General features: G+C 55.9%; 9 protein-coding genes. 2 read left to right on the forward strand and 7 right to left on the reverse strand.

Annotated elements, in window-relative coordinates; genetic code table 11:
* Nucleotides 1-3: 3 nt before the first annotated feature.
* The 5 genes from AC14IB_RS08465 to AC14IB_RS08485 all read right to left on the reverse strand — a co-directional run bounded on the left by AC14IB_RS08465 (nucleotide 4) and on the right by AC14IB_RS08485 (nucleotide 6,822).
* Nucleotides 4-996: an efflux RND transporter periplasmic adaptor subunit gene (locus AC14IB_RS08465; RefSeq protein WP_484231468.1), complete on the reverse strand. Its 993-nt coding sequence runs from the start codon at nucleotides 994-996 to the stop codon at nucleotides 4-6.
* Nucleotides 997-1,243: 247 nt separating this feature from the next.
* On the reverse strand, nucleotides 1,244-2,122 hold the full coding sequence (locus tag AC14IB_RS08470) for a hypothetical protein (RefSeq protein ID WP_484231469.1): 879 nt from the start codon (nucleotides 2,120-2,122) through the stop codon (nucleotides 1,244-1,246).
* 165 nt (nucleotides 2,123-2,287) lie between these two features.
* The gene (locus AC14IB_RS08475) at nucleotides 2,288-2,596 is read right to left on the reverse strand and encodes a hypothetical protein (protein ID WP_484231470.1); all 309 of its coding nucleotides are present in this window, start codon (nucleotides 2,594-2,596) and stop codon (nucleotides 2,288-2,290) included.
* A gap of 5 nt (nucleotides 2,597-2,601) precedes the next feature.
* Nucleotides 2,602-3,930 carry a ribonucleotide-diphosphate reductase subunit beta gene (locus tag AC14IB_RS08480; protein WP_484231471.1) on the reverse strand — a complete coding sequence of 443 codons (1,329 nt, stop codon included), beginning with the start codon at nucleotides 3,928-3,930 and terminating at the stop codon, nucleotides 2,602-2,604.
* A 24-nt stretch (nucleotides 3,931-3,954) separates the two neighbouring features.
* Nucleotides 3,955-6,822, reverse strand: a complete 2,868-nt coding sequence (locus tag AC14IB_RS08485; protein ID WP_484231472.1) for a ribonucleoside-diphosphate reductase subunit alpha — start codon at nucleotides 6,820-6,822, stop codon at nucleotides 3,955-3,957.
* A gap of 535 nt (nucleotides 6,823-7,357) precedes the next feature.
* On the opposite strand from AC14IB_RS08485, the gene AC14IB_RS08490 reads away from it, so the two are divergent.
* Both AC14IB_RS08490 and AC14IB_RS08495 read left to right on the forward strand, forming a co-directional pair.
* Nucleotides 7,358-8,068 carry a response regulator gene (locus tag AC14IB_RS08490; RefSeq protein ID WP_068860116.1) on the forward strand — a complete coding sequence of 237 codons (711 nt, stop codon included), beginning with the start codon at nucleotides 7,358-7,360 and terminating at the stop codon, nucleotides 8,066-8,068.
* 2 nt (nucleotides 8,069-8,070) lie between these two features.
* Nucleotides 8,071-9,684, forward strand: a complete 1,614-nt coding sequence (locus tag AC14IB_RS08495) for an ATP-binding protein (protein ID WP_484231473.1) — start codon at nucleotides 8,071-8,073, stop codon at nucleotides 9,682-9,684.
* 667 nt (nucleotides 9,685-10,351) lie between these two features.
* On the opposite strand, the gene fdxA is transcribed toward AC14IB_RS08495, so the two are convergent.
* Entirely contained in the window at nucleotides 10,352-10,675 is a 324-nt protein-coding gene (fdxA, locus tag AC14IB_RS08500; RefSeq protein ID WP_068860113.1) for a ferredoxin FdxA, read from the reverse strand.
* A gap of 76 nt (nucleotides 10,676-10,751) precedes the next feature.
* The gene (gene mutS, locus AC14IB_RS08505) at nucleotides 10,752-13,361 is read right to left on the reverse strand and encodes a DNA mismatch repair protein MutS (RefSeq protein ID WP_484231474.1); all 2,610 of its coding nucleotides are present in this window, start codon (nucleotides 13,359-13,361) and stop codon (nucleotides 10,752-10,754) included.
* Nucleotides 13,362-13,387 lie beyond the last annotated feature (26 nt).

The following is a 13,387-nucleotide window of genomic DNA, read 5'->3' on the forward strand; positions in this document are numbered from 1 at the left end:
CGATTACCGTAAGACGCGAACAGGCATGCCAGGATTCAGCCAGGCTGCACCTTCGCTAACGACCCGCTGCCCGGCTTTTAAGCCCGCGGTGACGATCACGCGATCATCTTGAATGGCACCCACTTCGATGATGTTCTGTTGAGCTTTATTTTGCGCATCCACAATGTAGACCTTGGCTTTTTTATCTTGCCCTTCAAGCACTGCGCCCAATGGCACAGTGAGCTGCTGCCCTGAGTTTTTCGACGACAACAGTTGGGCTTCTCCGACTTGGCCAGCAATGAACTTAACGCCTGCAACCGAAGGGAGTGCCAAGGTCACGGTAATTGTTCCGGTACGAGGGTCAGTGGCTGCTCCAACCTCTTTCACGCGGCTATTGAAGGTTTGGCCCGGATAGGCATTGATGCGGACTAGGGCGCTATCACCCACTTTGACGCGTGTTGCGGCTTGATCATTTAGCCCGACACGCAGCACCCAGCCTTGATCGGCACGACTCACGACCAGAACCGGTGTGCCTGGTGCAGTGACCTCACGGGCCTCGGCGAGACGCTGTAGCACCACACCATTGGCAGGCGCAACAATGACGGCTTGTTGGCGGTTGAAGCGAGCCGCACTTAAATTGGACTCCATCATGGCGACTTGTGTGCGTGCGTCTTGCGCCACTTGTTCTGCCAACACGCCTTGCTTGAATAGCGATTCCGCACGGGCAGCATCACGCTTAGCCTTATTTAAGCTTTCACTGATTTGACGAACTTGCGCATCGAGCTCGGTGGTGTCTAGGGTCGCTAGCGTCTGGCCTGCGCGCACATTATCGCCAGCTTCCACCAGCATACGGCTAATCAACCCGCCTGTTTTAAAGCCGAGACGAAACTCTTCTTGGCTGCCAACCAGGCCTGTTGCAACGTCGGTATTGGCACTGCTGTCATGACCGACGACCACAACGCGTACCGGTTGAGCGGGTGCTGCTACCGGCGTTACCTCTTTGCTGCAGCCGGTCATTAAAAATACGCTGGATGCGGTGAGCGAAGCCATCAACAGAAGGTGTGAAAGGCGAGTGTGATTGGCACGAGTGTCGTGCATGCGGCCGTGAGAGAGCATGGGTCATACCTAGCAGTCATTCTGATGACCTGAACATAACATACTCATCAGTATGTTTTATGGGAAATCTGACGAGAGTCATGGCGATTTGGGTCACTCGCCCAGTAGCAAACTTTGCCTGTGGGGGGCGGCCTATACCGGCGATGCGTTAGGGCGTCATTGGGCAGCGTAAAATGAAGCTGTCGAATAGTTGGCTCAGGAACAGTTGGTTTTGTACGGGCAGAGCGGCGCTAACGGCGCTGATGGTGGAGCCGTCATCGGCAAATAACAGGCTGCCGCGTCCGGTCTCTGGGTCTACGTCATAGACCTTGGTGGGGGAGCGTTGGCCTGGTAGCTGCCAGTGCAAAAGCACACTGGGCAGAGACGGGTAGGAGGGCACAATAAAGTGAGCGTTGTCGGCCAGGTTAATGCTATCGAGCAGGGATAAATTGCCCAAGGACGTTTGTTGCACGAGGCGACCATCTGGCGCGCGCTGATAGCGACGCAGGCCTTCCCCTAACGTCTGGGTGATCCACACGGTATTGCCTTGAATGAGAATGCCATTGGCGACAGCAAAATCGTCGGCAGCGACACGCCATCCTATGTTCGGACGATAGACCGCCACATAGCCCTTGCGTTGCAGAAAGATCAGTTCGGCAATGCTGGAGCCATCTTCGCGCTCATTGGTGACATAGACATCGCCGTTGTCTGCCACGGCCACATCATTTGGTGCAGACAGCAAGGGGCTGCGTAATTGCTCTTGGAAAATGAGGGTGTCGCCGACGAGCTCATAAATAACCAAGGCATGGCGATCACTGAACAGATCCTTATCGTGGTTAATGACATACAACCACCAGCGTCCGTTGCGTTGGATGAGGTCTAGTCCATGGGGTCGCAAAATAAAACTTTCAGGCTCTTGTGAGCGCTGCAAAAGCAGGGGTTTGTCGCTATTTAGTGCAAGAGCATAGAGGTTGCCATGACTGCGAAAGTTCCGACGGTCGTGACTGGAGAAAATAATTCTCGGGATCGCGCTGGCTTGCAGCGTCATATCGTCAGGCCCGGGGCCCGTGGCTATTTTCTGACATGTTTTAGGATTGATGAGCGTCGTGGCATGCGCCAAAGGCGGCAAAAGCAGTGTGAAGCACAGGAATAGTCGAAGCACACGTATGTCCTTGGCGCCGCAAGCGACCTAAGTCTTTGACCGATCTGAAATTTAGGGCTTTTGTGGCGGTTTTTCCAGCGACTCCAGACGAGCGGCTTTTAGTGCGATGAGTTTGTCGGCATCGGCCTGTTGCAGGCGCAGTGCTTCGATACGCGCCTCCAGGTCGGCATTATCGGCTTTGATCGCCTCAATGGACTCTAGTTCTAGCGCCAGTGTGTCAGCGCTAGCCGGCAAGGCGTTCACGGCGGCTGGATCCTGTTTAGCGACTTCTTGCGGAAGCGCGTGTTGGCGATGCCAAACGAAGGAGCCGACAACCACCAACCCCATGAGTCCCAGCAACCCCAACACGCGTTTATTCATGACAATTACCAGGCCAGAGCGCCACCCGTTTGATACTCGGTGACACGGGTTTCAAAGAAATTCTTTTCCTTGCGGAGGTCCATAATTTCAGACATCCACGGGAAGGGATTCTTTACGCCCGGGAACTGTTCTGGCAAGCCCAATTGCACCAAACGACGGTTAGCAATGAACTGCAGATATTCTTCCATCATCGCCGCGTTCATGCCCAGTACCCCACGGGGCATGGTGTCACGCGCATATTCGACTTCCAGCTGAGTCCCTTCCAAGATCATCTGTGTAACTTCGAGCTGGAAGGCCTTGGTCCACAGCTGCGGGTTTTCAATCTTGATCTGGTTAATGACATCGATGCCGAAGTTCACGTGCATGGACTCATCGCGCAGGATGTACTGGAACTGCTCGGCGACGCCGGTCATCTTGTTGCGACGACCCATGGACAGGATCTGGGTGAAGCCGCAGTAGAAGAACGTGCCTTCGAGTACGCAATAGAATGCGATCAAGTTACGTAATAGACGTTGATCATTTTCGATGGTGCCAGTATTGAACGTGGGATCACTGAGCGACTGAGTGTACTTCAGACCCCACGCAGCCTTGCGAGCCACACTGGGTACCTCACGGTACATGTTGAAGACTTCACCTTCATCAATGCCCAGCGACTGGATGCAGTACTGGTAGGCATGGGTGTGAATCGCCTCTTCAAATGCCTGACGCAGAATGTACTGACGGCACTCTGGATTGGTGATGAGACGATAGATCGCCAGCACCAGATTGTTCGCCACTAGCGAGTCGGCGGTGGAGAAGAAGCCCAGCGAGCGCATGACGATCAGGCGTTCATCTTCGGTCAGCTGGCCATCGTTGGACTTCCACATGGACACGTCTTTCGACATGTTCACTTCCTGTGGCATCCAGTGGTTGGCGCAGCCGTCGAGGTACTTCTGCCACGCCCATTCGTATTTGAACGGCACGAGCTGGTTCAGGTCGGAGCGGCAGTTAATCATGCGCTTGTCGTCAACACTAATACGGCCAGCGCCCATGCCTAGGTCTTCCAGGCCAGGCGTGGCATCCAGCACTGCGAGTGCTGCCGCTGCACGCTCATGAGCCGAGCCTTCTTCAGCTACGCGGGCGTCAGCCTCTACTCGTTGGATGGCCGCAGTGACGATGGCAGCAGGTGCCTCAAGTCCACGAAGGGCAGATTCTGCTGCGGCTGGTTGAGCAGGTGCCATTGCTGGTGCCGGCGCAACTGTGACGCGCGCAGCTGCTTGCGCAGTTCCTGCCGGCGTAGTTTGTGCTTTCGTAGTGGGCTTTTCGTCCGCATTAAAATCATCCCAGCTAATCATATTTTAACTCCTCTAAGACTACGCTTATTGACAGGCTTCGCAGTCCGGGTTGTCGATTGAACAAGCCAGCGGAATTGGCGCGGCTTCAACCATTTCTTCAATTTGTGCTTTCACGGCATTCAGCGCGCCATCCGAAACCGTCGATTTCTCGGAAGCGGTGGCACCAATGGCACGGAGGTAATACGTGGTTTTCAGGCCGCGGTACCACGCCATGCGATAGGTGATGTCGAGCTTTTTGCCTGAGGCTTCCGCCAAGTACAGATTCAGCGACTGGGCCTGATCGATCCACTTCTGGCGACGCGAACCGGCATCCACTAACCAGCGCGGTTCGATTTCAAACGCGGTGGCGTAAATCGCCTTCATGTCGGCCGGGATACGGTCGAGCTTCTGCACCGAGCCTTCGTAGTACTTGAGGTCGTTGACCATGACGGCATCCCACAGGCCGCGAGCCTTGAGCTCGTGCACCAGATACGGATTGACCACCGTGAATTCGCCCGACAGGTTCGACTTCACGTACAGGTTCTGGTAGGTCGGCTCGATCGACTGCGATACACCGCAGATGTTCGAGATCGTGGCGGTCGGCGCAATCGCCATGACGTTGGAGTTACGCATGCCGACGGTTTTAACCTGTTCGCGCAGCGTTGCCCAATCCAGTGTCTGGCTGAAGTCCACTTCCACATATTGAGCGCCACGGTGCTCGGCAATCGCCCACAGTGAGTCGATGGGCAGAATGCCACGGCTCCACAACGAGCCTTCAAAGGTCGAGTAGCGACCACGCTCAGCGGCTAACTCGCAGGAAGCCTCAATGGCGTAGTAGCTAATGGCTTCCATGGAGCGATCCGCAAAGGTCACGGCATCGTTGCTGGCGTAGGCAATCTTCTGTGCGTACAGCGCGTCTTGGAAGCCCATGATGCCCAGGCCGACCGGGCGGTGACGCAGGTTCGAGGTGCGCGCCGCTTCTACGGCGTAGTAGTTAATGTCGATCACATTGTCGAGCATGCGTACTGCTGTACGCACGGTACGACGCAGCTTGGTCTGATCCAGGCCATCGGCGGAGATGTGATTGACCAGGTTCACCGAGCCCAAGTTACAGACGGCAATTTCGTCTTTGTTGGTGTTCAGCGTGATTTCAGTACACAGGTTCGACGAGTGCACAACGCCGACATGCTGCTGCGGCGAGCGCAGGTTGCAGACATCCTTGAAGGTGATCCAAGGATGGCCGGTTTCAAACAGCATGGACAGCATCTTGCGCCATAGGTCCTGAGCCTGGATGCGCTTGTACAAGCGCATCTGGCCGTTGTCGCACATCTGCTCATATTCGCTGTAGCGCTGCTCGAAGGCCTTGCCATAGAGGTCGTGCAGGTCCGGTACGTCGGATGGCGAGAACAATGTCCACGTGCCGTTGTCGAAGACGCGCTTCATGAACAGGTCGGGCACCCAGTTGGCGGTATTCATGTCGTGCGTACGGCGACGGTCATCGCCGGTGTTCTTGCGCAGCTCGACGAACTCCTCGATGTCGAGGTGCCAGGTTTCCAGGTAGGCGCAGACCGCACCCTTGCGCTTGCCGCCTTGGTTCACGGCAACTGCCGTGTCGTTGGCGACCTTAAGGAAAGGCACTACACCCTGTGATTTGCCGTTGGTGCCTTTAATGTAGGCGCCGAGCGCACGCACGGGGGTCCAGTCGTTGCCGAGGCCGCCAGCCCACTTCGAGAGCATAGCGTTGTCTTGAATAGCGCCGTAGATGCCATGGAGGTCATCGGGAACGGTGGTCAGATAGCAAGACGACAGCTGTGGACGCAAAGTACCCGCGTTAAATAGCGTTGGTGTAGACGCCATGTAGTCGAAGCTCGACATCAAGTCGTAGAACTCGATGACATGAGCTTCGCGGTCGCCGGACTCACGCAGGGCGAGGCCCATGGCGACGCGCATAAAGAAAATCTGTGGCAGTTCGAAGCGCACGTCATTGCTATGCAAGAAATAACGATCGTACAGCGTCTGCAGGCCAAGGTAGGTGAACTGGAAGTCGCGCTCAGGCTTTAGCGCAGCACCCAGACGGGCCATATCGTAGTTGGCCAATGCCGGATCCAGCAGTTCGAGTTCAATACCGCGCTGAATATAAACAGGGAGAGCTTGTGGGTAGTACTGGGTCATCTCACCTTGGGTGGCAGACTCGGCAATACCCATAAACGACAACGCCTCAGCGCGCAGATGATCCATGAGCAAGCGCGCAGTCACATAAGTGTAGTTGGGCTCTTGTTCAATCATGACGCGAGCGCACATCACCAGCACATTGTTGATGTCGGCTTCACGAGCACCATCGAAGAGGTTGCGTAGGGTGTCTTCGACAATGGCGGACGATTCCACGCCACTGAGGCCTTCGCAGGCATTGTTCACTAGCGCTTCTAAGCGACCCAGATCGAGCAGCTCACGGCTGCCATCTGCCTTTAACACATGCAGCGTGGGGTGATGTCTGACGTTATTAGGCGCCAATACGTCACGCGCACGTGAACGCTCATCACGATACAAGACGTAAGCACGCGCAATTTTCTGTTCGCCGGAGCGCATGAGTGCCAGTTCTACCTGGTCTTGAATTTCTTCAATGTGGACCATGCCACCGGTAGGCATACGGCGCTTGAACGTGGAGCTCACCAGTGTGGTGAGTTGCGCGACCGTTTCATGAATGCGGCTCGAGCTCGCAGCGGCACTGCCTTCATGCGCTAAAAAGGCTTTGCTAATAGCTAGCGCAATTTTGCTGTCGTCGTAGCCCACCACGGTGCCATTACGTTTGATGACGCGTAGTTGCCCCGGCGCGGTGGCGTTCTGGCCAAGCGTATTGGGGGTGGCCGAATGGGCGTTTGCAGCAGGTGTTTCGGCAAAAATGTCGGCTTGCATGAGAGTCCTCGACACAAATGAGTGATCTTCGTAACAGAAGATCGAGTTATCGATTCTGGATTGGCAACAAGGCCAGACCCTAGATATTGTGTGTTCTTTGTTCTGATTCGTTGTATTTTTAGCACGAATCACGCGTGGTTTTAGCTTCTTACAGGGCTTATTTCCACGACGCATGATCGGACGAACCGCGTTAGCTTGTCCACTATTTTTTTTAGGTTAACGCAAGATATAGTGGTTGCCCTAGGTGTGTAGCCACCATATAGCGGATTGGTCAAAGGTGTTCTGTGGATAACTCTGTGAGTAAGTTGTGCCTTTGTTGGTCATGGAGAGTAGATAAGCGTGAACATTGGACGCTTTTGTGTTGGCTTGCGGTAAACCACAAGATGTAGTGTTATGTGTCAGCGCTGATGATGGCTTGGGTCGCGTGCAGTCATGCCGTATAGTCACAACAAAATTCGTACGCATTTAGCATGACTTACATGTGCAACTAATAATAAGTTTCATAACAACTACTGGGTGAAAAGGAGTTAGCTGAATGTCATCACATGAAGCCCCACATCGTATTTTGATTGTTGAAGATGACCAGCGCTTGGCCGAGTTGACTCAGGAGTATCTGATTCGTAACGGTCTGGAAGTGAGCATTGAAGGCGATGGCCTGCGTGCCATTCGACGCATTACCGACGAGCAGCCCGATTTAGTTGTGCTGGATTTGATGTTGCCAGGCGCTGATGGCCTCACGGTCTGCCGTGAGGTACGCAGTCATTACTCGCGTCCCATCATCATGCTCACGGCTCGAACCGACGACATGGATCAAGTCTTGGGTTTAGAGATGGGTGCAGACGATTATGTGCCTAAGCCCGTTCAGCCCCGTGTTTTGCTGGCCAGAATTCGTGCCCAGTTGCGTCGTAACGATAAGCCGGAAACGGGCAACCAGCGCCTGGTATTCGGCGAGTTGGTTATTGATAACGGCGCACGTTCGGTTGCATTGAAAGAAGAGTTGGTTGAATTCACGAGCGCTGAGTACGACTTGCTTTGGCTGCTGGCCTCCAACGCAGGCCGTATCCTGTCACGCGAAGACATTTTCACGCAGTTGCGCGGCATTGAATATGATGGCCAAGACCGTTCTATTGATGTGCGTATCTCGCGTATTCGCCCCAAAATTGGCGATGACCCCGATAGTCCTCGCATGATCAAAACCGTCCGTAGCAAGGGGTACTTGTTTGTGAAAGATAGCGGCACCGTCTGAGGATGTGGCGTCGCTTTAAGCCCAACAGCATTTTTGCCACGATCTACGGTGGCATGCTGTTGGTCATTGTGGTGGTAGGTTTGGCCTCTTATGGTGCACTGACCTACATCAATAATGAGCGCGCGCAACGCTATACCGAGGGTATGGCCACCGCGCTCTACCACATCACAGCCATCGCTGTGGCCCGCCAAAGTGAAGATAGTATTCCCTTGTGGTTGCAGGACGCTGAGGCCCTTTTAGGTACGCCCCTGCGCTTAATAAGTCAGCTACCTTTTAAGCCGACTGAGCATGAGCAAGAGCGCATTAAGCGCGGCTTAGCGATTGCTCATCCTGTCGATGATGATCGAAATCAAATTTGGATTAAGGTGCCAAGGCCTGGGCCTGCGGTTTACTTAGAGTCCGAGTTGGCGGGTATTGGCGAAAAACAAGCCCGCGCTGCTGCCACTTTCTATCTCGAAGACTTGTCCAATTATCCCGAGCAAGAAGATGTGCGTTTGCGCACGATGGCACCCTATATCGGCTTCCCCATGAGCTTGGTGCCTTTTGATGAAGCCGGTTTAGATAGCGAGCAGCAGCGTCGCTTGCGTCAAGACGAAATCGTGGTGCGTTTTAAAGAACTTACCGCTTCGGGGCGCTCTGCAATTACGGTGTACGCGCCGAGTCAGACCACCCCCGGAAAACTATTACGCCTCGGCCCCATGGAGCTGTTTGAAGCCATCCCGGTGTCATTGATCATCATGGCGTCGGTGCTGGCGCTGTTGCTGATTACACTCGCTTCTTACGGGCTTATTCATATATTCGAACTGCGTATTCAGACCATTGAGGCCACGTTAGCCCGCATTCGTGAAGGGGACTTGTCGGCACGTGTGGAAATGGAAGGTAGCGACGAAATTAGCCGTCTAGGTCTTACACTGAACCAAATGGCGGGCCATATACAACGTCTATTGGATGCCCAGCGCGAATTGACTCAGGCAGTTTCGCATGAGTTGCGAACGCCGCTGGCACGCCTTCGTTTTGGTATGGAAATGTTAGCTGAAAGCAATGACATTGAAGACCGCTACGAGCAGTTGGAGCGCTTAGATGAAGACGTTGCTCAGCTAAATCAGTTGATTGACGAGATTCTGACCTATGCCAATCTTGAAAAGGGCACACCTGACCTTGCCTTTGAGCCAGTGGACATGGTGGCGCTGATGCAGCGCATTCAACGCGAAACAGAGGCATTGCGGAAGCCCGCTCGATTAGAAGTGGTTGTGCCAGAGACCTTAGTGGTGGATGCCGTGCCGCGGTATATGCATCGAGTGATTCAGAACTTGGTTGGCAATGCGCTGCGTTATGCCGACAGTGTAGTGCGGGTGACGTGTCGCCTAGACGGAGATAGCGCGGTGTTGCTGGTTGAGGATGATGGTCCAGGCATTCCGGAAGATCAGCGTAGCCGTGTGTTTGAGCCATTCACTCGTTTAGACGATAGCCGTACGCGAAGCACAGGGGGTTATGGTTTGGGATTGTCGATTGTGAATCGAATCGTATTTTGGTTTGCGGGCGATATTCACGTATCCAAAAGTGCTGACCTCGGTGGCGCTGCCTTCATCATGCGCTGGCCCAAAAAACGTATTTAAATGGCGCCAGTTACAAAACACCACAATTATCCAGCAACTGTCATATTTTAAAGCGCAAATAAACTCTTATTCTCATCCTATGAATGCACACATCGCATTCTTAGGTTGAATGAATGGTAGCGTGCTTATCGCGTTTTTAAGGGGGACACAGGCTGTGTTCCCCTTTTTTTATCTGCGATTGACGCCGAGCTGCAGCTTGGCGTGTAGTCCTGGTCCTACATTGTCTGTCAGCTTTTCCTGAAAATCTCGCGGGCGCGATCCGTAATCCTCTTCTATGTATCTGTTAATCATATCTTTTGTTTAATTTGTGTATTTATTGAGCGAATTATTGCGCTTGAGCCGTACCTCAATTTCGCTAAGCTCACTCAACTCAAGGAGAGCCGCACACAGGATGTGAGCAGCTCATGAGTAGGCTCGGCCAAGCTGGCTGGGTGTGCAGGGAGGAGTTGAAAAGCTCTCTAGCATGTAGGACAGCCAGTGGATGGGCTGACTCAAGGAGGAGTCTAGGTTTGCGGTCGTTGGCTAGGGAAGCTGTAGCGCCAAGGAATACCAGGATGGTTGGTGCAGACCCATTTAATCGTTGAGACGATAAAACAAAAAAGAGCCTCAAGGCTCTTTTTTGTTTTTAACAGATTTCAGTTTTAGCGGCAGCAAAAGCTGCAGATCATTAACGCTCAAGTAGCGCGAACTTGCCTGGCTTGCCATCCCACTCTTTACCATCCGCTGGGCGCTCACCAATTTCAGTGATGTTTGGCCAGATTTCGGCCAGCTCGGCATTAAGCTTAATAAATTGTTTCTGATCAGCCGGTACTTCATCTTCCGAGAAAATCGCATTGGCTGGGCATTCAGGTTCGCATAACGCGCAATCGATGCACTCGTCTGGGTGAATCACCAAAAAGTTAGGGCCTTCGTAGAAGCAGTCGACAGGGCAGACTTCTACGCAGTCTTGGTATTTGCACTTAATGCAGTTTTCAGTAACGACAAATGCCATGTCTTAAGCCTCTGGGCGCATTTTAATGGCGGCAAGTTTACTGCCCGCGCCTCACGCTGGCAATTGAGCGCGAGGCTTAGAGCAGCTGTTTCAATACATAAATCAATGCGTGAGCCTCACGCGGGGTCAGACCATCGGGGTCTACATCGCGCAAACGAAGCTCTACATCGCTGGGAAAGCGTGTGGCGAACAGGTCTGGCTGCAGGCTTGCAGCAGCCAAGGGGGCAGGGCTTTGGGGCTGACTCGAATGCTGTGCTCCTTTCATCGCCGCGCTTTGGATCTCAAGTTGCTGCAGCTTTTCACGAGCGGCGCGGATGACGGCGGCCGGAATGCCGGCCAGTTGTGCCACTTGCAAACCGTAGCTCTGGCTCGCGGGGCCGGGCTTTACGCTGTGCAGAAACACGACATGGCCTTCGTGCTCGGCGGCTGACAGGTGCACATTGATGACGCCATCGAGCTGGTCGGCAAGAGCGGTCAGCTCGAAGTAGTGGGTGGCAAATAACGTCAGCGAGCGGCGGTCGGCGGCGAGGAACTCGGCGGCAGCCCAGGCCAGCGACAGGCCGTCGAAGGTGCTGGTGCCGCGGCCGATCTCATCCATGATGACCAGGCTGTCGGGCGTGGCGTTGTGCAGGATGTTGGCGGCCTCGGTCATCTCGACCATAAAGGTGGAGCGGCCGGAGGCGAGGTCATCCGAAGAGCCGATGCGGGTGAAGATACGGTCGACCGGGCCGATCACCGCCGCGCTGGCGGGCACGAAGCTGCCGACATGCGCGAGCAGCACGATGAGCGCGGTTTGTCGCATGTAGGTCGATTTACCGCCCATGTTCGGGCCGGTAATGACCTGCATGCGCTGGCTCGGTGCCAGGGTCAGGTCGTTGGCGGTGAATGGCGTCGTCAGCATGCGTTCAACCACGGGATGGCGGCCGGCCTGGATGGCGAGTCCAGGCGCTTCGCTGAGCTCGGGGCAGACCCAGTCCAAGGTATGCGCACGCTCGGCCAGGCAGCACAGCACATCGAGCTCGGCCAGGGCTTCACAGAGGACTTGCAGCGGTGGCAGCTCGTCGAGGATGGTATCGAGCAGAAGCTCATATAGCAGCTTTTCGCGCGCGAGGGCGCGGGCCGAGGCTGACAGCGCCTTGTCTTCAAAGGCTTTCAGTTCCGGCGTGATGTAGCGTTCGGCATTTTTCAGCGTCTGGCGGCGGATGAAATGCGCTGGCGCCTGTTCGGCCTGCGCGCGCGACAGCTCGAAATAGTAGCCACTGACCCGGTTGTAGCCGATCTTCAGGCCGGCGATGCCAGAGCGTTCCCGTTCCTGGGTTTCCAACGCAATCAGGTAGTCCCCGGCGTGCGTGCTGATGCCGCGAAGCTCGTCGAGCTCGGCATCAAAACCTTCGGCGAGCACGCCGCCATCACGCAAGACCACCGGCGGTGCTTCAACCAGCGCGCGGCGCAGGGTATCTGCCAGTGACGGAAAGGGTCGGATGGCGGTGCGCAATTCGCGCAGGCGCTGCGATTCCTGGGGCAGCAGCCAGCCGCTGATGGCCGGCAGCAGCGCCAGCAGATCGCGCAGCCGCGCCAGGTCGCGCGGACGTGCTGTGCGCAACGCGATGCGGGCAAGAATGCGCTCACCATCGCCGACATTGGCCAGCCAGTCGCCGAGCTCATCCCAGGCTTGCAGCCCGAGCAGCTCGCTGATGGCTTGTTGGCGCGCGCGCAGCGTGTCGCGCTGGCGGATGGGCTGATGCAGCCAGCGTCGCAGCAGGCGGCTGCCCATGGGCGAGCGCGTCTGATCGATGACAGCGGCCAGCGTGGCCTGATTTTCGCCCTGCAGGTTCTGCGTCAGCTCCAGGTTTCGGCGCGTGGCGGCATCCATCTGCAAAGTATCGCGCGCATTTTCGACACTGACGCCGCGCAAATGCGGCAGGGCCGAGCGCTGGGTCTCGCGGGCATAGCCGAGCAGCGCGCCGGCGGCGGTGATGGCGGCGGGCATGTGCTCGCAGCCGAAGCCTTGCAAGTCGTGCACGGCAAATTGCTGGCAGAGCTGGCGATAGGCCGACTCGTGCTCGAAGTGCCAGGGCATGCGCGCACGCAAGCCGCGACAATCGCTGATCTGGTCTTTCCAGGCGGCATCTTCGGGATAGAGCAGCTCGGCGGGGCTGAGTCGCGCCAGCTCGGCTTGCAGCAGCTCGATGCTGGTCAGCTCCTGCACGCGGAAGCGGCCACTGGCCATGTCCAGCGTGGCCAGACCCCACACGCCTTTCAGGCTGCAGACGGCACCCAGCAGGGTATCGCGGCGTTCTTCGAGAAAGGCCTCGTCGCTGACGGTGCCGGGGGTGACCACGCGCGCGACTTGACGCTCCATCGGGCCTTTCTGCGCGCCGGGCTCGCCGATTTGCTCGCAGATCACCACGGACTCGCCTTGGCGGATCAGACGGCCGATGTAGTTCTCGGCGGCGTGATAGGGTATGCCGGCCATCGCGATCGGCTCGCCGGCCGAGCGGCCGCGCTGGGTCAGCGTGATGTCGAGCAGGCGCGAGGCCTTCTTGGCATCATCAAAGAACAGCTCGTAGAAGTCGCCCATGCGATAGAACACCAGCTCGTGCGGGTGCTCGGCCTTGATGCGCAGGTATTGCTGCATCATCGGGGTGTGGGCATCAAGACCGGTATCGGCGGGAGGCGTAGCCATAGCGCGAGTCACAAAGAATAATCAGC

Source organism: Perlucidibaca sp. (assembly GCF_057084925.1).